The organism is Rhodococcus kronopolitis, from assembly GCF_042654025.1.
GTDB classification, from domain to species: domain Bacteria; phylum Actinomycetota; class Actinomycetes; order Mycobacteriales; family Mycobacteriaceae; genus Rhodococcus_G; species Rhodococcus_G kronopolitis.
The window spans coordinates 506,521-526,758 of the sequence record NZ_JBHSFO010000002.1; the positions used below are offsets into that span (position 1 = coordinate 506,521).

General features: G+C 71.9%; 20 protein-coding genes. 3 read left to right on the plus strand and 17 right to left on the minus strand.

All coding sequences use genetic code 11. The annotated features are described in order from the left end of the window. The 3 genes from ACFO6S_RS05650 to ACFO6S_RS05660 all read right to left on the minus strand — a co-directional run bounded on the left by ACFO6S_RS05650 (position 1) and on the right by ACFO6S_RS05660 (position 1,658). Positions 1-1,047, minus strand: a complete 1,047-nt coding sequence (locus ACFO6S_RS05650; protein WP_378414913.1) for a sulfate ABC transporter substrate-binding protein — start codon at positions 1,045-1,047, stop codon at positions 1-3. Between the two features lie 171 nt (positions 1,048-1,218). Next, positions 1,219-1,308, minus strand: a complete 90-nt coding sequence (locus ACFO6S_RS05655) for an Ms4533A family Cys-rich leader peptide (protein ID WP_378414915.1) — start codon at positions 1,306-1,308, stop codon at positions 1,219-1,221. Positions 1,309-1,442: 134 nt separating this feature from the next. Beyond that, complete coding sequence (locus ACFO6S_RS05660; protein WP_378414916.1) at positions 1,443-1,658, minus strand: hypothetical protein; 216 nt, start codon at positions 1,656-1,658, stop codon at positions 1,443-1,445. A gap of 100 nt (positions 1,659-1,758) precedes the next feature. Between ACFO6S_RS05660 and ACFO6S_RS05665 the strand changes: the two genes are divergently transcribed. Next, positions 1,759-3,690 (plus strand): glycoside hydrolase family 15 protein, encoded by a 1,932-nt coding sequence (locus ACFO6S_RS05665; protein WP_378415246.1) that lies wholly within the window; start codon positions 1,759-1,761, stop codon positions 3,688-3,690. 65 nt (positions 3,691-3,755) lie between these two features. On the opposite strand, the gene ACFO6S_RS05670 is transcribed toward ACFO6S_RS05665, so the two are convergent. From ACFO6S_RS05670 to ACFO6S_RS05680, 3 genes are all read right to left on the minus strand, one after another. Continuing rightward, on the minus strand, positions 3,756-4,688 hold the full coding sequence (locus ACFO6S_RS05670; RefSeq protein WP_378414918.1) for an NAD(P)H-dependent flavin oxidoreductase: 933 nt from the start codon (positions 4,686-4,688) through the stop codon (positions 3,756-3,758). A 46-nt stretch (positions 4,689-4,734) separates the two neighbouring features. Further along, positions 4,735-6,576: a translation elongation factor 4 gene (lepA, locus tag ACFO6S_RS05675; protein ID WP_378415247.1), complete on the minus strand. Its 1,842-nt coding sequence runs from the start codon at positions 6,574-6,576 to the stop codon at positions 4,735-4,737. 366 nt (positions 6,577-6,942) lie between these two features. Next, positions 6,943-7,473 (minus strand): DUF1269 domain-containing protein, encoded by a 531-nt coding sequence (locus tag ACFO6S_RS05680; RefSeq protein WP_378414919.1) that lies wholly within the window; start codon positions 7,471-7,473, stop codon positions 6,943-6,945. 246 nt (positions 7,474-7,719) lie between these two features. Here ACFO6S_RS05680 and ACFO6S_RS05685 point away from each other — a divergent pair, with 246 nt between their 5' ends. After that, positions 7,720-8,286 (plus strand): type II toxin-antitoxin system PemK/MazF family toxin, encoded by a 567-nt coding sequence (locus ACFO6S_RS05685; protein ID WP_378414921.1) that lies wholly within the window; start codon positions 7,720-7,722, stop codon positions 8,284-8,286. An 87-nt stretch (positions 8,287-8,373) separates the two neighbouring features. On the opposite strand, the gene ACFO6S_RS05690 is transcribed toward ACFO6S_RS05685, so the two are convergent. Further along, positions 8,374-9,147, minus strand: coding sequence for an aquaporin (locus tag ACFO6S_RS05690; RefSeq protein ID WP_378414923.1), 774 nt, complete (start codon positions 9,145-9,147; stop codon positions 8,374-8,376). 386 nt (positions 9,148-9,533) lie between these two features. Between ACFO6S_RS05690 and rpsT the strand changes: the two genes are divergently transcribed. Continuing rightward, the gene (gene rpsT / locus ACFO6S_RS05695; RefSeq protein ID WP_378414924.1) at positions 9,534-9,794 is read left to right on the plus strand and encodes a 30S ribosomal protein S20; all 261 of its coding nucleotides are present in this window, start codon (positions 9,534-9,536) and stop codon (positions 9,792-9,794) included. Between the two features lie 102 nt (positions 9,795-9,896). On the opposite strand, the gene ACFO6S_RS05700 is transcribed toward rpsT, so the two are convergent. From ACFO6S_RS05700 to ACFO6S_RS05745, 10 genes are all read right to left on the minus strand, one after another. After that, complete coding sequence (locus tag ACFO6S_RS05700; protein ID WP_378414925.1) at positions 9,897-10,682, minus strand: class I SAM-dependent methyltransferase; 786 nt, start codon at positions 10,680-10,682, stop codon at positions 9,897-9,899. A 48-nt stretch (positions 10,683-10,730) separates the two neighbouring features. Next, positions 10,731-11,714: a DNA polymerase III subunit delta gene (gene holA / locus ACFO6S_RS05705; RefSeq protein ID WP_378414926.1), complete on the minus strand. Its 984-nt coding sequence runs from the start codon at positions 11,712-11,714 to the stop codon at positions 10,731-10,733. After that, positions 11,711-14,074: a ComEC/Rec2 family competence protein gene (locus tag ACFO6S_RS05710; protein ID WP_378414928.1), complete on the minus strand. Its 2,364-nt coding sequence runs from the start codon at positions 14,072-14,074 to the stop codon at positions 11,711-11,713. The genes holA and ACFO6S_RS05710 overlap by 4 nt, the downstream gene beginning before the upstream one ends. A gap of 2 nt (positions 14,075-14,076) precedes the next feature. After that, positions 14,077-15,036 carry a ComEA family DNA-binding protein gene (locus ACFO6S_RS05715; protein WP_378414929.1) on the minus strand — a complete coding sequence of 320 codons (960 nt, stop codon included), beginning with the start codon at positions 15,034-15,036 and terminating at the stop codon, positions 14,077-14,079. Between the two features lie 147 nt (positions 15,037-15,183). Next, positions 15,184-16,062, minus strand: a complete 879-nt coding sequence (locus ACFO6S_RS05720) for a DegV family protein (RefSeq protein ID WP_378414931.1) — start codon at positions 16,060-16,062, stop codon at positions 15,184-15,186. A gap of 5 nt (positions 16,063-16,067) precedes the next feature. Next, positions 16,068-16,889 (minus strand): diglucosylglycerate octanoyltransferase, encoded by an 822-nt coding sequence (gene octT / locus ACFO6S_RS05725; RefSeq protein ID WP_378414932.1) that lies wholly within the window; start codon positions 16,887-16,889, stop codon positions 16,068-16,070. Further along, positions 16,879-17,547, minus strand: a complete 669-nt coding sequence (locus tag ACFO6S_RS05730; protein ID WP_378414934.1) for a histidine phosphatase family protein — start codon at positions 17,545-17,547, stop codon at positions 16,879-16,881. Before ACFO6S_RS05730 ends, octT begins: the two co-directional genes overlap by 11 nt. Then, the gene (rsfS, locus tag ACFO6S_RS05735) at positions 17,544-17,987 is read right to left on the minus strand and encodes a ribosome silencing factor (RefSeq protein ID WP_378414936.1); all 444 of its coding nucleotides are present in this window, start codon (positions 17,985-17,987) and stop codon (positions 17,544-17,546) included. Before rsfS ends, ACFO6S_RS05730 begins: the two co-directional genes overlap by 4 nt. A gap of 2 nt (positions 17,988-17,989) precedes the next feature. Further along, on the minus strand, positions 17,990-18,664 hold the full coding sequence (nadD, locus tag ACFO6S_RS05740) for a nicotinate-nucleotide adenylyltransferase (protein WP_378414938.1): 675 nt from the start codon (positions 18,662-18,664) through the stop codon (positions 17,990-17,992). A 128-nt stretch (positions 18,665-18,792) separates the two neighbouring features. Further along, positions 18,793-20,232, minus strand: a complete 1,440-nt coding sequence (locus ACFO6S_RS05745) for a vWA domain-containing protein (protein WP_378414939.1) — start codon at positions 20,230-20,232, stop codon at positions 18,793-18,795. Between the last annotated feature and the right edge of the window lie 6 nt (positions 20,233-20,238).

The window sequence follows — 20,238 nt, forward strand, 5'->3', positions numbered from 1 at the left end:
TTACTTGCTCGCGTTGTCGTAGATCGCCGCGATGGTGCCGCTGTCCTTCGCGAAGAGCGCGGCGTCCACGCTCTTCCAGCCGCCCAGGTCGGCGATGGTCCACAGCTTCGTCGGCGCCGGGAAGTCGGCGGCGTACTCCGCGGCCACGGCGGGGTCGACGGGACGGAACCCGGACTTGGCCCACAGCCGCTGGCCCTCGGTGGTGAACAGGAAGTCCTTGAACGCGGTGGCCTGCTCGCGGTTCCGGCTGTTCTCGAGCACGGCGACCGGGTTCTCGATCTTGAAGGTGGTCGGCGGGGTGACGTGCTCGACGGGGTCGCCGTTGCGCTCGGCGAAGAGGGCCTCGTTCTCGTAGCTCAGCAGCACGTCGCCGCGGCCCTGCAGGAAGGTCTCCGTCGCCTCGCGACCGGACTTCGGCTGCACCTTGACGTGGTCGTTGACGAGCGCGCTGACGTAGTCGAGTCCCGCCTGCGGGTTCGCGCCGCCGTCGCTCTTGGCCGCGTACGGCGCGAGCAGGTTCCACTTCGCGGACCCGGAGCTGAACGGGTTCGGCGTGATCACCTCGAGGCCGGGGGCGAGCAGGTCGTCCCAGTCCTTGATGCCCTTCGGGTTCCCCTCGCGCACCACGATGGTCACCACCGAGCCGAACGGAATGCCGTGGTAGGCATCGGCATTCCAGTCCTCGGCGACCAGGCCGGCGTCGACGAGCCGGGTGATGTCCGGCTCGACGGAGAAGTTGACGATGTCCGCGGGCGCCCCGTCCTTGACCTTCCGAGACTGGTCACCGGAGGCACCGAAGGACGGCTGGATGTGCACGTCCTGGCCGGCCTCGGTCTCGCCGAAGGCGGGAATCACCGCGTCGAACCCGACCTTGGGCACCGCGTAGGCGAACAGGTTGACGGTGGCGCCGTCGCCGCTACCCGACCCGGCCTCGCCACCCGTGGCGTCGGAGGAGCCTCCGCTGCACCCGGTGAGCGCCAGCGCTCCGGCGGTGACCGCCGCGGTGAGGAGGAGGCCGGAACGGGTAACTCGTGAGCGAATGCTCATTTTCGGTGTGCCTTTCACTACTGCGCCACACGGGCGAGAGGTTTGTCGACCATCGGACCGCACGAACGCCACGCCCCTGGGGGGCGTGGTGTCGGGGTTACCGAGGAAAAAGAGGGTGGTGCCCGCTACGTGGGGCGAACCGACCGCGGCGAGAGCCGAGCGGCGGAGAGATCAACAACAGTCGATGTCGGCGACCGCGAGCATGCCGACACCGATCAACGCCAGTTCATGGCGGACCTGATGCGACAGAGTTGCGGACACGCGTGGAATCTATCAGAGCCCGCGGCTCGGAACTAACCGAGCCGCGGACCGCGGGGACTAGCGGGTCAGCAACCAGCCGACCAGGACGAAGATGATCAGCGCGATCAACGCGAGGGTGACCTTGGAACGGGGCATCAGTGCTCACCCCCGACCGCGGTGGACGGGGGCGGCGCGGGCGCACGGTCACGACCGAGCAACGCGAAGGTCCGGGCGAGAAGCAGATCGGCCCCGAGGGCGATCCCGAAGGCCGCAGGCAGCACCACGACCATCACCAGCAGCAGCTGGGGGACGTACGGCAGGCCGATGAGCCACAGCTCGAGGCCGTCCCACCAGCTGGCAATCTGATTCACGGGCCCAGCTTATCGTTCGCCCGCCCGGGTGGACGCCCGCGCCCGGCGGGCCGATGATGGGCTGATGGGAACGTCCGAGGATGCCGAGCTCCCCGCCAACCTGCCCGCGCTCGTCGAGGACTCGACACGCCGCAGCTCCTTCCCGCCGATCGACGACTACGCGTTCCTCTCCGACTGCGAGAGCACCTGCCTGATCGCCCGCAACGGCGCCGTCGAGTGGATGTGCCTGCCGCGGCCGGACTCCCCCAGCGTGTTCGGCGCCATCCTCGACCGCAGCGCAGGCCATTTCCGGATCGGCCCGTACGGGCAGAACGTGCCTGCCGCCCGGCGCTACCTGCCGGGCGGGCTGATCGTCGAGACCACCTGGCAGACCCCGACCGGCTGGCTGATCGTCCGCGACGCCCTGGTGATGGGGCCCTGGCACAACAACAGCGCCCGCTCGCGCACCCACCGCCGCACCCCCACCGACTGGGACGCCGAGCACATCCTGCTGCGCACGATCAAGTGCGTCAGCGGCACGGTGGAGCTGGAGATGAGCTGCGAGCCGGCCTTCGACTACCACCGCGCCACCGCGCGCTGGGAGTACACGGGCAAGGTGTACGAGGAGGCGACCGCGACCTGCGAGGCCAGCGCGCTCGGTGAGCAGCCCACACTGCGGCTGACGACCAACCTCAAGCTCGGCCTCGAGGGCCGCGAGGCGCGCGCCCGCACCCGGATGTCGCAGGGCGACAACGTCTTCGTGGCGCTGAGCTGGGCCGACCAGCCGATGCCACAGACCTTCGAGGACGCCGCGGACAAGATGTGGAAGACGGCCGAGTGCTGGCGACAGTGGATCAACGTCGGCCGCTTCCCCGACCACCCCTGGCGCGGCTACCTCCAGCGCAGCGCCCTCACGCTCAAGGGTCTGACCTACGCCCCCACCGGCGCCCTGCTCGCCGCGTCGACCACGTCGCTGCCGGAAACCCCCGGCGGCGAACGGAACTGGGACTACCGCTACGCCTGGGTCCGCGACTCCACCTTCGCGCTGTGGGGCCTGTACACGCTGGGCCTGGACCGGGAGGCCAACGACTTCTTCTCCTTCATCTCCGACGCGTCGCAGTCCGAGAACGGGCACCCGGACCCGCTGCAGGTGATGTACGGAATCGGCGGCGAGCACTCGCTCGAGGAGGTCGAACTGCCGCACCTGTCCGGCTACGACGGCGCCCGCCCGGTACGGATCGGCAACGGCGCCTACGACCAGGAGCAGCACGACATCTGGGGCACCATGCTGGACTCGGTGTACCTGCACGTCCGCTCCCGTGACCAGGTGCCCGACGCGCTGTGGCCGCTGCTCAAGCGGCAGGTCGAGGAGGCGATCAAGCACTGGCGCAAGCCGGACCGCGGCATCTGGGAGGTGCGGGGCGAACCGCAGCACTTCACCGCCTCGAAGGTGATGTGCTGGGTGGCGCTGGACCGCGGCGCCAAGCTCGCCACCCTGCACGGCGAGAAGTCCTACGCGACGCAGTGGGCGGCGATCGCCGACGAGATCAAGGCCGACGTCCTGGCGCACGGCGTCGACGAGCGCGGGGTGTTCACCCAGCGCTACGGGGACCCGTCGCTGGACGCCTCGCTGCTGCTGGTGCCGCTGGTGCGGTTCCTGCCCGCGGACGACCACCGGGTGCGCGCGACCGTGCTGTCCATCGCCGACGAGCTGACCGAGGGCGGACTGGTGCTGCGGTACCGGGTGGAGTCCACCGACGACGGCCTGACCGGCGAGGAGGGCACCTTCACCATCTGCTCGTTCTGGCTGGTCTCGGCGCTGGTCGAGATCGGCGAGCTGCCGCGGGCCAAGCGGCTGTGCGAGCGACTGCTCGGGTACGCCAGCCCGCTCAAGCTGTACGCGGAGGAGATCGACGCCCGCAACGGCAGGCATCTCGGCAACTTCCCGCAGGCGTTCACGCACCTGGCCCTGATCAACGCCGTCGTCCACGTGATCCGTGCCGAGGAGGCCGCCGACTCCGGCACCTTCCAGCCGGCGCACTCCCCCACCTAGGCCCGCTCGCCGCCGACCGAACGTGACGGTCGGCCAGGCCCGTGTTCGGGACTCGGGGCCCGCGTTCAGCCGAACCGGCGCAGCAACCGCTCGGCGTCGGCCGCGATCGCCCGCACCACCTCGCCGGCCGGACGTTCCGCGGTCACCAGGCCCGCGGCCTCGCCCGCGTACACGACGCCCTGCCGGGGGTCGGCCGGATCGTATGCGGCCGACAGGGTCTCGTTGTCGGCGCCGCGGCCGTCCCACCTGTCGGTGTAGTCGTTCGCCAGCGCCCGGCCGCCCCAGCGGGCCGGCCACGGCTGATCGCGCGCCTGGTCGAAGACGGAGGTGTACACCGTGTCGGCGCTGCCGGCCTCGACCAGTCGCCGCCGCGCGTAGTCCGGGCCGATGGTCTCGGGGCTCGCGAGCAGCGCGGTGCCGATCAGCGCGCCCTCCGCGCCCGCGGCGACGACCGCGGCCAGGCCGCGCCCGGTGCCGATACCGCCGGCCGCGAGCACCGGCAGGCTGGTCGCCTCGAGCACCTCCTGCAGGAGCGGCAGCGTCCCGATCCGGCCGGTGTGCCCGCCCGCCTCGCCGCCCTGCGCGATGACGAAGTCGACACCCGCGCGTTCGACGACGCGCAGGTCCTCGACGGTGTTCACCTGCGAGACCGCCAGCGCGCCCGCCGCGTGCACCCGCTCGACGTAGGGCGCCGGGTCGCCGAACGAGAGGGAGACCACCCGGGGCTTCTCGGCGAGCGCCGCCCCCAGCAGCGTGTCGTCGTCGTCGAGCGCCCAGGTCATCAGCCCGATGCCCAACGCACCGCCACCGATCTCGCGCACCACCGCGGACTCGGCGGCAATCCACTCCGGGGTGGCGTACCGCGCGGCGCCGAGCAACCCCAGCCCGCCGGCCCGGGTGACCTCGCCGGCAAGCCTGCCGCCGGCCCGGCCGCCCATCGGCGCACCGAGGATCGGCACCTCCAGTCCCAGTTTACGGGTCAGCCAGGTGTCGATCACGGTGCGCTCCTTCGGCTTCGGGACGGCCAGGCCGCGGGCCGTCGGGCTACTTCTTGGGCTTCTCGCCGACGGACTCGGACGAGAGCGCGGCGACGAACGCCTCCTGGGGGACCTCGACGCGGCCGATGGTCTTCATCCGCTTCTTGCCCTCCTTCTGCTTCTCGAGCAGCTTGCGCTTGCGGCTGATGTCGCCGCCGTAGCACTTGGCGAGCACGTCCTTGCGGATGGCGCGGATGGTCTCGCGGGAGATGATCTTGGAGCCGATCGCCGCCTGGATCGGGACCTCGAAGTTCTGGCGCGGGATCAGCTCGCGCAGCTTCGCGGTCATCCGGCCGCCGTAGGCGGAGGCGTTGGTGCGGTGCACGATCGAGGAGAACGCGTCGACGGCCTCGCCCTGCAGCAGGATGTCCACCTTGACCAGGTCGGCCACCTGCTCGCCTGCCTCCTCGTAGTCGAGGCTGGCGTAGCCCTTGGTCCGGGACTTGAGCGCGTCGAAGAAGTCGAACATGATCTCGCCCATGGGCATCTCGTAGCGCAGCTCGACGCGGGTCTCCGAGAGGTAGTCCATGCCGCCGAGCTCGCCGCGGCGGCTCTGGCACAGCTCCATGATCGCGCCGATGTAGTCGCTGGGCGCGATCACGGTGCACTTGGCGATCGGCTCGTAGACGTCGCCGACCTTGCCCTCGGGCCAGTACGACGGGTTGGTGACCGTCTGCATGGTGCCGTCCTCGAGCTGCACCCGGTAGACCACGTTGGGCGCGGTGGAGATCAGGTCCAGCCCGAACTCCCGCTCGAGACGGTCGCGGGTGATCTCCATGTGCAGCAGGCCGAGGAAGCCGCAGCGGAAGCCGAAGCCGAGGGCCACCGACGTCTCCGGCTCGTAGGCCAGCGCGGCGTCGTTGAGCCGCAGCTTGTCCAGCGCGTCGCGCAGCACCGGGTAGTCGGAGCCGTCCATCGGGTACAGGCCGGAGTAGACCATCGGCTTGGGGTCGCGGTAGCCCACCAGCGGCTCGGTCGCGCCGTTGCGGAAGGTGGTGACGGTGTCGCCGACCCGGGACTGGCGCACGTCCTTCACGCCGGTGATCAGGTAGCCCACCTCGCCGACACCGAGGCCGTCGGTGGCCTTGGGCTCGGGCGAGATGATGCCCACCTCGAGCAGTTCGTGGGTGGTGCCGGTCGACATCATCGTGACCTTCTCGCGCGGCCGGATCTTGCCGTCGACGACACGCACGTAGGTGACCACGCCGCGGTAGGCGTCGTAGACCGAGTCGAAGATCATCGCGCGGGCCGGGCCGTCGGCGTCGCCCACCGGCGCGGGCACCTGACGGATCACCTCGTCGAGGAGTTCCTTGACGCCCATCCCGGTCTTGCCGGAGACCCGCAGCACGTCGCCGGGCTCGCAGCCGGTGATGTGCGCGATCTCCTCGGCGTAGCGGTCGGGATCGGCCGCGGGCAGGTCGATCTTGTTCAGGACCGGAATGATCTTCAGGTCCTTCTCCATCGCGAGATAGAGGTTGGCCAGGGTCTGCGCCTCGATGCCCTGTGCGGCGTCGACCAGCAGCACCGCGCCCTCGCAGGCCTCGAGTGCGCGCGAGACCTCGTAGGTGAAGTCGACGTGGCCGGGGGTGTCGATCAGGTGGATGACGTATTCCTCGTCGTCCATCGTCCACGGCAGCCGCACGTTCTGGGCCTTGATGGTGATGCCGCGCTCGCGCTCGATGTCCATCCGGTCCAGGTACTGGGCACGCATCGCCCGCTCCTCGACCACACCGGTGAGCTGCAACATCCGGTCCGCCAGCGTCGACTTGCCGTGGTCGATGTGCGCGATGATGCAGAAGTTCCGGATCCGGGCGGGATCCGTGAACGTCTTGTCGGCGAAGCTGCTGATGGCGAACCCCTTAACTGGACGGCACCGGCCCGGTTCCGGGCCACTGTCTCCCTAGCAGGATATCGGTATCGCGCGGCCGTGAACGCCGCGGTGTGTGTCGGCGCCGCAGGCCTGCCGCGATCGAGTCTGCGCGCGGTCGGGAGGATCGACATCGATCGGTCCACGAACGGGTTCGGCGCGAGGTCCCCGGCGAGCAGCACGCCCTGCGCCACCGACCGCAATCGCCCAGCGTGCCGCGAGTGTCCCGGGCATCGGCGGCGAGATCCTCGACGGCGCTGCCGAACGCTCCCGTGAGCCAGTCACGCACCGGCTTCCACCCGCCGGATTCGCCGTCAGGTGGAACCGGTGCGCGTACGGGCGCAACTGTCAGGACTTGGACGCGTCGTCGATCTCCTTGCTGACCTGCTCGGTGTCCGCCTCGAGCTGCTTCTTGGTCACCTTGGCCGCGCGTGCGAGCGCCTTCTCGACCCGCGCCTCGAGATCCGTCGCAGCGACGACGATCAGCCCGCTCTCGCCCTCGTCGAGCAACTCGCCCAGCTCCTTGAGGTCGGAGCGGCTCATCCCGGCCGCGACATGGCCGCCGAGCGCCCCGAGGCCGGCGCCGCCAGCACCGCCCAGCAACAGCCCGGCCCCGAGGCCGACGGCCGGGAACAGCGCTACCAGTGCGCCCCCGACCAGGCCGATGCCGAGCCCACCCCACGCGCCCTGCCGGGTCGGCTGCTCGTGCTTCTTGACGATCTTGACCTTGCCCTTGTCGGTCCTGGTGATCACGGCCGCGTCGTAGGTGTCGATCAGGCCCGCCTCGACGTAGAGAGCGTGCACCGCGTCGTAGTCGGCGATTGCGGCGTCCTGCGAGTCGTAGGCAGCCGCCAGCAGGGCGAATGTGTCGAGGGCCATGATTTCCTCCGAATGATGCGGTCGCTGTGCATTCGATGTCCGGCCTCCAGCGTCGGCACCCGCGGGGCCGGGCGCATCCCCCGGAACGGGTGAACACCTGCCAACCACACCGATGCCGTCACGGAAGCGTTCCCGGGCCTCGGCCACCACGACGTGCGCGAACGCCGGCCGGCAGGTCGGGGGCCGGGTTCGTGCACTCCGTGGCCGCACCGGGCGGCGTCCGTGCGCCCGGTTAGGTTGAACCCCATGGCACAGAGCTGGAAGGCAATCGGCACACAACTCGGCAACCTCGCGAGACAGCACGGCCCCCGGCTGCTCACCGAGCTGCAGAAGTCGGGTCTGCTGGGCGGACGCGGTGAGGCCGGGAAGCCCAAGGGCACCAACCCGACCCGACCGGTGACACCCGGCCGGCCGGTGGCCTCGACGACGGTCCCGACCGCGCACCGGGCCCGACGCGTCGAGTACTCCCCCGACCTCGACGGCCGGGCCGACCCGGGCGAGGTGGTGTGGACGTGGGTCGCCTACGAGGAGGACGCCAGCCAGGGCAAGGACCGTCCGGTGCTGGTGGTCGGGCGCGACGGCGACACCCTGCTGGGGTTGATGCTGTCCTCGAACGCGGGCCGCGACGACGAGCGGAACTGGCTGGGCCTGGGCGCCGGACCGTGGGACGCGGACGGGCGGCCCAGCTGGGTGCGCCTGGACCGGGTGCTCGACGTCCCCGAGTCCGGCATCCGTCGCGAGGGCGCGGTGCTGGAGAAGAAGCGGTTCGAGAAGGTGGCCGCCCGGTTGCGGTCCGACTACAGCTGGAGCTGAGGGTCGGCGCGTCGGTGCCGAAACGGAGGACGGGCGCCGGTGCGCGGTGGAAACCGCGAACCGGCGCCCGTCGGCGTCGAACTCAGCTCAGGACTGCATGCGATCGAATCGACCGAACAGGCTCCGGTAGGTGAACGCACCGAGTGCGCCGCCGATGAGCGGGAAGACGATGAACGCCCACAGCTGACCGAATGCCCCGTCCTGGAACGGCGCCACTGCGAGGCTCCGCGCCGGGTTGACGGAGGCGTTGTCGATCGGGATCAGCACCAGGTGGATCACCGCGAGGGTGAGGCCGATGGAGACGCCTGCCAGCGGCACGTCCGAGATCTGGTCGGTCGAGGCCAGCACCACGAACACCAGGATCGCGGTGAGCACCACCTCGGCGATCATCATCGCGCCGATGCCGTAGCCGTTCTCGAGCACCGTCCCGAGCGGGCCCGAGATCGCCGAGGGGCTGTGCGCACCCCAGCCGTTGCCGCCGAGCCCGTCGGCCGCCCGATCGTAGGACGGCAGGCTCTTGGCAACCGCGAACAGCACCACGCCGGCAACGAGGCCGCCGATCACCTGCGCCACCACGTAGAGACCGGCCTTCGCCGCGCTCAGCCGGCCCAGCAGGAAGTGACCGAAGGTCACGGCCGGGTTGACGTGGCAGCCCGAGATCGGGCCGATCGAGTAGACGAGGAACAGCAGGGTGAAACCGAACGCGAGCGCCACCCCGAGATTGCCGACCTTCGATCCTGCGATCACCGCCGTGCCCACCGATGCGAACACCAGGACAAAGGTGCCGAGGCACTCTGCGACGTACTTCTTCAGGTCCGAGATCGGTTCGATCTCGGCCAACTCCTGTGCGGTAGGAGACATGTGCCACCTTGCTCGAGTAGAGGTCATGCTTGCCAGAACGCTTTCCGGGCGGACGTTACTGCAGGCTGGAGGCCCTCACACGGAGGCCGACAGGCGTGTCGGCAAATCCCCGGACAACCCCCGGACGGGCCCCGAACGGGCACCGCGAGCGACGTCAGGTGCGGGCCCACGGGCGGCTGTGGGTACACTTGTCCAGTGCTGCAGGTGGCAGATCACCGTGCGGCACACCCAGACCCGAATCCACGATCCGGACCGCCGCTGCGCGGAATAGCGTTCGCGCGCCGGTTTGGGATCGGACACCGACGACTGGTATTCTCGAAGTTCGGCGCCCATGTGCGCCCGAAGCTTCTCTGACAGAAACCAGCAAAGACGACAGGATTTTACGCGTGGCCAACATCAAGTCCCAGGTGAAGCGAATCCGCACCAACGAGCGTCAGCGACTGCGCAACCAGTCGGTGAAGTCCTCGCTGCGCACCGCGATCCGCTCCTTCCGTGAGGCTGTCGCCTCGGGCGACAAGGACAAGGCCAGCGAGCTGCTCGTCGCCACGAGCCGCAAGCTCGACAAGGCTGCCGGCAAGGGCGTCATCCACGCCAACCAGGCCGCCAACAAGAAGTCGGCGCTCGCGCTGGCCGCCAACAAGCTCTGACGTAACCCTCGTTACGGCGAAAGCCGCCCGGTCCACTGGACCGGGCGGCTTTTCGGTGTCTCCGGCCCGTCTGTCGTGGCGGTCAGGGCGACGTGGGGACTTTCACGACGGCCCGTCGAGCGGGGGCCTGGTGGCGCTGAGGAACTGGGCGAGTCCGTGGAACTGCTGCCGCACCTCGGTCAGCCCGGCGGCGGCGAAGATCGCAGGCAGGGTATCGCGGTCGAACATCCGGACCCCGAGGGTCCCGGCGACCGTCGACAGCACCGAAGCCACCGGCTCACACCCGCGGTCGACGCTCGTCATCACCGCGATCCGCCCGCCCGGTGCCAGCACCCGGATCAACTCGTCGACGACGGTCAGCGGTTCCGGCACCAGGTACAGCGCGGCGTAGCAGCACACCGCATCGAACGTTCCGTCCTCGAACGGCAGCCGCCGGGCGTCGCCGCGCACGTACGCCGCGTGACCACTGCGATTGCGCCGCGCGGCCTGGCCGAGCATCGGCCGGGAGATGTCGAACCCGACCGCGATGCCGTCGCCCGTGAGCCGGCTGCCGAAGTAGCGCGTGAAGTTGCCGGGTCCGCACGCGACGTCGAGCACCCGCTGCTCCCCGCCCAGAGCCAGGTCGTCGGCCGCCCGCGCGCGTTCCCGTGTACCCGACAGCCCACCGACACCCAGTGCGGCCGTCGCCACCGGCCGCCAGGCGCGCTCGTAGATCGCGGCGACGAACCGGCTGTTCATGGCATGCTGCGCCGCTGTCGGACGCGGCGCGTCACGGTTCCCGAGCAGGTCGAGGAAGCCCTCGTCGGTACGCGCGTCGGCGGGCAGGTCGGCGGGCCGGATCAGGGACCGGGCCCGGTCCAGCGCGGCATCACGGGCGGCACCGGTCATGTCTGCTCGATTCTGAGTGGGTCGAAGGCACCGATCCGATCGGACGATCTAGCCGTGCAGCTCCACGATCCGGCCGACCGCGTACTCCACGGCGTAGTCCGGGTCGGCCGCCCCGCCCTTGACGTCGGCGTTCAGCTGCGCGACCACCCCGAGCGCCATGCCGATGGTCTCCGGTCGCCAGCCGCGTGCCTGCGCCTGCGCCTTCTTGATCTTCCACGGCGGCATGCCCAGCTCGGACGCCATCCGGAACGGGTCGCCACGGCCGGCCGAGGCCACCCGGGCCACCGTGTGCACCGCGTCCGCGAGGGCATCGGCGAGCAGCACGTGCGGGACCCCGCGCAGCATCGCCCAGCGCAGCGACTCCATCGCCGCGCCGCGATCCCCCGCGACGGCCAGTTCCGCGACGTCGAAGCCGGAGACCTCGGCCTTGCCGGAGTGGTACCGCTGCACCGCGGCCACGCTCAGCACGCCGCCGGTGTCCGAGACCAGCTGCGAGCACGCCGCGGCCAGCTCCCGCAGGTCCGACCCGACCGCGTCGAGCACCGTCTGGACCACCTCCGTCGAGGCCCGCACCCCGGCCGCCCGGAACTCGCCCCGAACGAACTGGACACGCTGAGGGTCGCCGCCCTTACCCGTCGGGAGCTTGGTGCACTCGTGCGTCACCGCCCCGCACTTCTGCAGCGCACTGACCATCGCCTTGGCCCGGCCGCCACCGGAATGCAGGATCACCAGCACGAACCCCTCGGGCGGGGCGGCGGCCGCGTCGAGCACCAGGGCCACCGCGTCCTTGCCTGCCTCGGCCGCGGCCTCCAGGACGATCACCCGGTCTTCGGCGAACAGCGACGGGCTGAGCAGCTCCGCCAGTTCCGGGGCGTTGGTGTCGCCGGCGCGCAGCCGGGTCACCGGTAGTTCGTCGGCGTTGGCGGACGCCGCCCGCACACTGGAGACGATCGCCGAGACGGCGCGTTCGACCAGCAGTTCCTCGTCCCCGAGGACCAGGTGCAGCGGCGCGGGAGGGGTGGGCTGACTCACCGGACGATGGTCCCACGCCGACGGTGACTGACGGCAGTGGCCCCGCCGCCGGCGCGGCTGACCGCGATGTCCCCGCCCCGATCCGTCCGCGCCACCCGCGCCCCGATCCGCTCGATCTCCGCCAACACCCCGGGGTTGGGGTGCCCGAAGGTGTTACCCGCCCCCACCGAGACCACCACCAGCCTGGCCCCGACAGCCCGCAGGAACTCCGGCGTGGTGGTCCGGGAGCCGTGGTGCGGCAGCTTGAGGATGTCGGCCACCACCGGCACCCGGTCGCGCAGCAGGTCCCGTTGACCGTCGGCTTCCACGTCCCCGGTGAGCAGGATCCGGCCCGCCGCGGTGTCCACGGCGAGCACCAGCGACTGGTCGTTCGCGCGGTCCGCGCCCTCGGCGGGGTCCCGGGGTACGGGCAGCGTCGGCCCCAGCACCCGCATCGTCAGCCGTCCCGTCCGCAGCTCCGAGCCTGCCGCCGTCGAGCGCAACGGAACCCCGGCCGCCGCGGCCTGGTCGCGGACCTGACGGAAGCGGTACGCCGGCTCGCGCATCGGCCCGATCACCACCTCCCCGACCCAACGACCCCGCAGCACCCCGGGCAGCCCGACGACGTGGTCGGCGTGCAGGTGGGTGAGCACCACCGCCGTCACCCGCCGCACCCCGAGCCGGTCCAGGCAGCCGTCGACGAGCTGCGGGTCGGGGCCGGCGTCGACCACCACCGCGGCGCCGTCACCGGCCGCCAGCACCAGCGCGTCCCCCTGGCCCACGTCACACGCCACCAGCACCCAGCCCTGGACCGGCCACCCCGGCCAGACCACCCGCACCGGCACCCACACCGCGGCCAGTCCCAGCACGACGGCCGCCGCGAGGTGACGGACCCGGCGCACTCGCACGGCCACCCCCAGCATCAGCAGGGCCGCCGCCGTGAGCACGGACCCGGCCAGACCCGCAGGCACCGTCACGCTCGCCCCCGGAACCGAGGCCGCGTGCCGGGCCACCCACAGCAGCCACCACAGTGGCGGGGCGGCGGCGTGGGCGAGCAGCTCCCCGAGCGGCGGCCACACCGCGGCCCCGACGGCCGCCAGGGCCCCGACCACCGTCACCACCGCGACCACCGGCGCGGCCGCCAGGTTCGCGGCGATCGCCACGGTGCTCACCGTGCCCGACATCGCGGCCACGATCGGGACCGTCACCACGTGCGCGGCGGCCGCCACGGCCACCGCCTCGGCCAGGTACCGGGGCCAGCCGCGGGCCCGCAGGCGCAGCGCCCAGCTCGGCGCGACCAGCACCAGCGCCGCGGTCGCCGCCACCGACAGCGCGAACCCGAAGTTCACCGCCAGCGCCGGCTGCCACGCCAGCAACACGATCACCGCGGCGCCCAACGCGGGCATCGCCTGCTTGCGCCGGCCGGTGACCATCGCCAGCAGCCCCACCACGCCCATCACCGCGGCGCGCAGCACGCTCGGCGACGGTCTGGCCACGATCACGAAGGCCGCCAACGCAAGTGCCGCGACGAGCACGCAGGTACGCGGGCCCAGCGTCGCCGCCCGCAGCACCAGCAGCACCGCCCCGATCAGGATCGAGACGTTGGCGCCGGACACCGCCGTCAAGTGCGTCAGCCCGGCAGTGGTGAAGTCGTCGCGGACGCCCGCAGGCAGTGCCGAGACGTCGCCGACCACCAGCCCCGGCAACAGGCCCGCCGGTTCGGGCGGCAGCGCCGCGGCGGACGCGGCGGCGAACCGGTGCCGGATCTGACCCGCCGCCCGCTGGGGCCACGGCGGCCTGGCTACCGCCCGGGGTGGGGCGTCGGCGCGAAGGACAGCGACGGTGAGGTCTCGGCGCAGCGGCACACCGACCTCGGCGCGCAGCCGCACCCGCTGACCGGGCAGCAGCTCGCCCCACCCGTCCGCGGGCGCGAACAGCAGCACCGCACCGCCCGCCGCCACCTCGGCGCCGCCGATCTCCATCGAGTCCAGCGCGGCGCGGATCAGCACCGTGTCCCCGGTCGGCGACCGCACCGGGCGTGGGTCGTCGACCGGGGTGAGGGTCACGCTCGCGTGGTCGCCGCGCGCGGCGGCCGCCGCCAGCGGGTGCACCGCCACCGCGTGCTCGCGGGCCGCGACCGCGGCGGCGAAGCCCGCGCCGATCAGCAGCACCGCGAGCAGGCCCGCCGAGACCGTGCCCCGCGCGCCCGCGCCCGCGCGACGGCCGAACCCCGCCACCACCGCCGCGGCGACGCCCGCCGCCGCGGCCAGCCACAGCGCCGCCCGCCAGCCGCATTCGATCCCGAACAGGGTCACCGCCCAGCAGGTCAGCGCGGACGGCAGCAGCCGCAGGTCCAGCACCCGCACCTCGGCCGAGGTCATCTCTACACGGCGACGAGGTCACGGAGCTTGCCCAGCCGGGCCGGGCCGATGCCGTCCACCTCGCCGAGCTGCTCGACGTCGGTGAACCTGCCGTTGGCCGTGCGCCAGGCCAGGATCGAGGCGGCGGTCACCGGGCCCACCCCAGGGAGGGCGTCCAGTTCCTCCGCGGTCGCGGTGTTGAGGTTCACCTTCCCGCCCGCCGCCGGTCCCCCGGTGCCGGACGGCCCGGGGCCACCGCCACCCGCCGCGCCAGCACCAGCACCGGCACCGGCACCGACCGTGCCGCTCCCAACTGTCACGGGGGCACCGCCCTCGGGCGCGACGCCGACCAGGATCTGGTCGCCGTCGGCAACCCGCTGCGCCATGTTCAGACCCAGCAGGTCCGCCCCCTCGCGGGCCCCGCCTGCCGCCGCGACGGCGTCCGCGATCCGGGCCCCGTCGGGCAGGTGGACCAGCCCCGAGGCGTGCACCAGCCCGACCACGCTGACCACGAGGTCGGCGGGGGCCGGAGGCGTCGACGGTGGCACGGCAGGCCCGGCTGGCCGATCTCCGCCGGGCACGGCGGGTTCGCCTGCGACCGAACCCGTGCCCGGATCCCCGACGGGCGGCGAACCGCCGAACTGCGCACCGTCGGACTGCGCCTGTGACAGCGGCTCGACGGCCTGCGCGGACGGCCGGTCCCGCCAGGCACCGAACACCCCGACCCCGGCCGCGACCACCCCCACCATCACCAGCGCGACAACGCCGCGCCGGCCCGGGGCGAGCCGGGCCCGCGACCGCGGCATCCCGTCGGGCTCCTCGGACGGACGCAGCCAGTCCGGCGCCCGGATCCCGTCGCCGTCCAGGCCCGGCGGGTCAGCGCCCGGGTCGGTGCCGGGTGGATCGTGGTATCCGGGACCGGCGCCGGTGAGCGCGTCGAGTCGTCGCCGGATCCGGTCGCGGGCGTCGTCGGTGCTGCGCATGCCGCCGACGTTAGGACCGACCGAACCGGTGGCCCGCCTCACGAACTGGGGAAACAGCTGCCCTGTGGATTGATCAGCGGGGTGTGGACAGCGGCAGAGACGGCGACGGCCCACCTGCGCGTATCGCCGACCGGCGACGCGTCGATGTCAGTCGGAGGTGGTAGCGACGCTCTCGGCCCAGTCCCCCGGGCCGGCACCGCCCGGGATCACCAGCACCCCGACCGCACCCGGTCCGACATGCGCCCCGAGTACCAGCCCGAACTCCGCGACCACCATCTCGCAGTCGCCGCCGACCCGTGCCCGCAGCTCCTCGGCGACCTGCTCGGCCCGCTCGGGGGCCTTCAGGTGGTGCACCGCGATCGCGGCCTCACCTCCCGCCGCCAGGTCCACCGCGCTGTCGACGAGTCGGGCCAGCGCCTTGGTCATGGTGCGGGTCTTCTCCTTGAGCACCAGCTTGCCGTCGACCAGGTGCAGCACCGGCTTGACCGCCAGCGCGGTCCCCAGCAGCGCGGCGGCGGTGCCGATGCGTCCGCCCCGGTGGAGCTGTTCGAGGCGGTCCACCATGATCAGGGCCTTGCCGCGGCTGGCCACGTCGACGGCCCGCTGGTACGCGGCCTTGAGTCCGCCACCGGCCTGTGCGACGCGGGCGGCGGCCAGCGCCGGGTAGCCGGTTCCCATTGCGGTGGACTGGGAGTCGACGATCCGCACCTTGCCGCCGAACTCCTGCGCGGCCTGTCGGCCCGCTTCCCAGGTCCCCGACAGCTGCCGGGACAGGTGCACGGCCAGCACGCCGTCGCCGCCGCTGTCGTCCAGCGCGCGGCCGTACGTCGCGGCGAGTTCGCCCGGCGAGGCCCCGGAGGTGGTCATCACGGCGCCGCGCGGCAGGTCCGCCGGCAGCGAATCGATGCCCTCACGCAGGTCGGCGCCGTCGACCAGCAGGTGCAACGGCACCACCCGGATGTCGTACTGCCGCACCAACTCCGGTGACAGGCACGCCGAGGAGTCGGTGACGACGACGACGGGCACGCGGACTACCTGGCGCCGTCGGTGACCGGCGCCGCGGCGGGCGCCTCGTCGACGGGCTCTACACCGGCAGACGCCGCCCCGGCGGGCATCGCCCCGCGGATAGCGGCGACCATCGCCTCGGCGACCCGCTCGTGACCGTCCCAGCCCCAGTGGATGCCGTCCGGGTTCCCGCGGTCGGAGAAGACGTTGTCCCGGACCGCCTCGGCCAGGTCGACCAGCGGCACGCCCTTGTCGGCGCCCCAGGACTCGAGGGCACGGACCGCGGCGGGCCGGCCCGAGTGCACCTTGCCGTAGGCCTCGCAGTCGTGCACGGACGGCAGGGTGCCGATCACCGGCAGCTCGGGACGCATGTACTCGAGCGCGGCCCGCGCGCTCTCCAGGTATTCCACGCTCAGCTTCGGCGGCAGTGCCACCGGCCAGCCCAGCGGTGCGAGCCGCGGCTGCAGCCACTGGTAGCTCGACCGGACCACCCGGCGCAGCGCCGGCGGCCGGATGTACCTGATCTGCTCGCGCAGCGCGGTCGGCATCGGCGACGGCAGCGAGTCCATGCCGCCGACGGCGAACACCACGGCGGCCGCGCGCGGCACCGTCGCCCACACCCGCGGGTCCTGGATCAACGCCCAGTAGGCGTCCCGGCTGGTCCAGCCGATCCGAGCGACGAGCTCGACGTCCCAGCCCAGTTCGGCCGCGACCAGGTTCGGCCAGATCCGCGGATGGTCGGCGGCCAGCCCACCCTTCGGGCCGAAGTACGACAACGAGTCGGCCAGCACCAGCAGCACCGGGCGGGCGGCGTCAGACGCCGACGGGGTATCGAGTTCAGAGGACATCGCTGGCTACCGTAGCCGACGCGTTCCACACGTCCAGCCGCCAGCTCAGCGAGTCGGGTTCGCCGTGCCCACTGAGCTGCACCCAACTGGTGTTGCCCAGCCCGCCGAACACGGTCCAGCGGTCCTCCGGGAGGTCCAGCAGTGCGGCCGTCAGCGCGGCGATCAGTCCCCCGTGCGCGACCAGCACCACCGGTTCCTCGGCCCACTCGGGCCGCCCGGCCACCAGCTCGGTGACCACCGGGGTGGCCCGCCGCGCCACGTCGACCCGGCTCTCGCCACCCGGCGGGGCCCAGCAGGCGTCGGCCCGCCAGGCCGCCCGGGCACCGGGGTCACGCTCGTCGACCTGGGTGTGGGTCAGGCCCTGCCACTGACCGAGGTGCGTCTCGCGCAGCCGCTCGTCGGTGGCCACCGCCAGGCCGGCCAGCTCACCGAGCTCGCTCGCCGTGTCGAAGGCCCGACGCAGGTCGGACGACACCAACGTGGCCGGCCGCCGTTCGGCCAGCGCCCGCGCCGCGGACTTGGCCTGCAGCCGACCCAGCTCGGACAGGTCGGTGTCGAGCTGGCCCTGCATGCGGTTGCCCGCGTTGTACTCGGTCTGCCCGTGACGCAGCAGGATCAGCCGCCGCACGGGGACGCCCTGGACGGGGCGAGCAGTCACCGAGACTCGGTGCCGTCGTCGTCGACGCGGTTCTGGTTCTCGTCGTCGTCCACGTCGACGTCGGCCGGACGCTCGACGGCCGCGATGCCCTCGACCGGGACGACCGGGCAATCCTTCCACAGCCGCTCCAGGCCGTAGAACTCGCGCTCGTCGCTGTGCAGGATGTGGACGACCATGTCGACGTAGTCGAGCAGCGCCCAGCGACCCTCGCGGGTGCCCTCCTTGCGGACCGGCTTGTGACCGGCCTCGCGGAGCTTCTCCTCGACGTTGTCGACGATCGCGTTGACCTGGCGCTCGGTCGCCGCGGAGGCGATGACGAAGCAGTCGGTGATGACCAGGTGATCGGAGACGTCGAGGACGACCACATCGGTGGCCAGCTTCTCGTCGGCTGCCAGCGCGGCAATGCGCGACATTTCGGTGGCTTCGGCGGTTGCGCTCACTTTTACGTGTTCTCCAGGTTCTGCGGTTGGGGGTGGATCTTGTGCGGTGCCGGTTGCGACACCGTGACGGCCCCGTCGAGCCGCTCTGCGTCGAGCGGCCGGTAGAGGTTGCGTTTGGAGATGTACTGGACCACCCCGTCCGGCACCAGGTACCAGACGGGTCGATTCTCGCTGGCCCGTAACCGGCACTCGGTCGAAGAGATCGCCAACGCGGGCACCTCGACGAGCGTCAGCGCACCCTTCGGCAGGTCCGCCAGATGATCCGCGAGATGCTCGATCCCGAGCTCGAAACCGGGCCGGGAAACACCGACGAACTTCGCCAGTTGGAACAGCTCCTCCCAATTCTGCCAGGAAAGGATGTTTTCCAGCGCATCCGCACCGGTGATGAAGTACAACTCGGCGTCCGGATGCTGCGCCCGCAGGTCCCGCAGGGTGTCGACGGTGTAGGTCGCCTTCTCCCGGTCGACGTCGACGCGACTGACCGAAAACCCCGGGTTGGAGGCGGTGGCGATGACCGTCATGAGGTAGCGGTCCTCGGCCGGGCTGACGTTCTTCCCGTCCTTCTGCCACGGCTGACCGGTGGGGACGAAGATCACCTCGTCGAGGCCGAACCGGTCCGAGACCTCGCTGGCCGCCACGAGGTGGCCGTGGTGGATCGGGTCGAAGGTACCGCCCATCACACCGAGTCGCCTCGGCTTCGCCGCCCCGGGAACCGGCGGCGTCGCCGTCCCGGTCCTCGTCGTATCCGCTTCGTACTGCACGAGTGACCAGCCTACTGGTCGACGCCCACCGCCCGCGCCCGCGCTCAGACCGGCAGCAGCGTCTCGACCACCGCGGCGAGCTGCTTGGCGGAGCGGCATTCGTGCATCGTCACCACGTCCGCGTACACCAGCGCCGCCGAGTCGCCGCTGCCCCACTGCCCCGTCGGCTCCGGGTTCAGCCAGTGGGTGTGCTTGGCGACGGCCGCCAGGTGGGTCAGCGCCGCGACGTTCGGCTCGCGGTAGTTGTTGCGCGCGTCGCCCAGGATCAGCAGCGACGACTTGCTGGTCAGGCTGTGTGCGAACCGTTCGGCGAACACCCCGATCGCGTTGCCGTAGTCGGAGTGCCCGTCGTAGCTGATCAGGTCCGCCTCGCGGATCATCCGGGACATCGCCGAGCCGAGGTCGGCGCCTGCGTCGAAGAACCGGGTGACCTCGTCGGTGGTGTCGATGAACGCGAACACCCGCACCCGGGAGAACTGTTCGCGCAGCGCGTGCACCAGCAGCAGGGTGAAGTTGCTGAACCCCGCCACCGAGCCGGACACGTCGCACAGCACCACCAGCTCGGGCCGGGCGGGCCGGGGCTTGCGGAGGACCAGGTCGATCGGCACCCCGCCGGTGGACATCGACCGGCGCAGCGTCTTGCGCAGGTCGATCGCGCCGGAGCGGCTGCGCTTGCGGCGGGCCGCCAGCCGGCTGGCGAGCTTGCGGGCCAGCGGGGTGACGGTGCGTCGCAACGCGACCAGCTCGGAGTCCGACGCCCGCAGGAAGTCGACCTCCTCGGCGAGGCGCGGCACCCCGTAGACCGCCACCCGGTCCCTGCCGAGCTCCTCGGCGGAACGGCGCCGGGTCTCCTGTTCGACCAGCTTCCGGAAGTCCGCGACCCGCTGCGCGGCGGTGCGCCGGGCCACCTCGGTGGCGTAGTCGCCTGCCGCGTGCTCGCCCTCGACGCGGTCGCCGAGCAGCCCGTTGAGGATCCGCTCGACCAGCGACTCCGGTGCGACGTCCCGCAACGCCTGGTAGGCGGAGAACGACGGGCCCTTCGACGACTGGTACTGGCCCAGCTGCTCGACCATCTGCGCGGTCAGCTTCTCGGTCAGCTCGAGCGACTCCGGGGAACCGTCGGCCAGCAGCCCGGCGATCAGCTCCCGCAGTGCCTCGAAGTCCACGCTGCCGTCGGGTCGGCGCGGAATCTGCAGGTCCGCGGAGCCGCCGTCGCGCAACCCGACCGCTGCCGGGAACCACAGGTCGAACAGCGCGTCGAAGGTGGCGCGGTGCGTCGGCCGCCGCAGCAGCGAGCAGGCCAGGCCCTCCCGCAGCGCCTCGCGGTCGAGCAGGTCCAGCACCGACATCACCTGGCCTGCGTCCACCGTCTCCGACGGGCCGACCGGGATGCCGCGCTTGCGCAGTGCCTCGACGAAGTCCACCAGGTGACCGGGCAGCCCGTAGGGGGCGCCGGGTCCACCCGAGGTGGCGGTGACGGCCATGGATGG

Excerpts from the sequence above, each read along its gene's own strand:
- ACFO6S_RS05650 (WP_378414913.1), bottom strand. The coding sequence starts at position 1,047 with ATGAGCATTCGCTCACGAGTTACCCGTTCCGGCCTCCTCCTCACCGCG.
- ACFO6S_RS05710 (WP_378414928.1), bottom strand. The coding sequence starts at position 14,074 with ATGACCTCGGCCGAGGTGCGGGTGCTGGACCTGCGGCTGCTGCCGTCC.
- ACFO6S_RS05715 (WP_378414929.1), bottom strand. The coding sequence starts at position 15,036 with ATGCGCAGCACCGACGACGCCCGCGACCGGATCCGGCGACGACTCGAC.
- ACFO6S_RS05690 (WP_378414923.1), bottom strand. The coding sequence starts at position 9,147 with ATGTCTCCTACCGCACAGGAGTTGGCCGAGATCGAACCGATCTCGGAC.
- nadD (WP_378414938.1), bottom strand. The coding sequence starts at position 18,664 with ATGGGCGGTACCTTCGACCCGATCCACCACGGCCACCTCGTGGCGGCC.
- ACFO6S_RS05700 (WP_378414925.1), bottom strand. The coding sequence starts at position 10,682 with ATGACCGGTGCCGCCCGTGATGCCGCGCTGGACCGGGCCCGGTCCCTG.
- octT (WP_378414932.1), bottom strand. The coding sequence starts at position 16,889 with ATGTCCTCTGAACTCGATACCCCGTCGGCGTCTGACGCCGCCCGCCCG.
- ACFO6S_RS05685 (WP_378414921.1), top strand. The coding sequence starts at position 7,720 with ATGGCACAGAGCTGGAAGGCAATCGGCACACAACTCGGCAACCTCGCG.
- ACFO6S_RS05745 (WP_378414939.1), bottom strand. The coding sequence starts at position 20,232 with ATGGCCGTCACCGCCACCTCGGGTGGACCCGGCGCCCCCTACGGGCTG.
- ACFO6S_RS05680 (WP_378414919.1), bottom strand. The coding sequence starts at position 7,473 with ATGGCCCTCGACACATTCGCCCTGCTGGCGGCTGCCTACGACTCGCAG.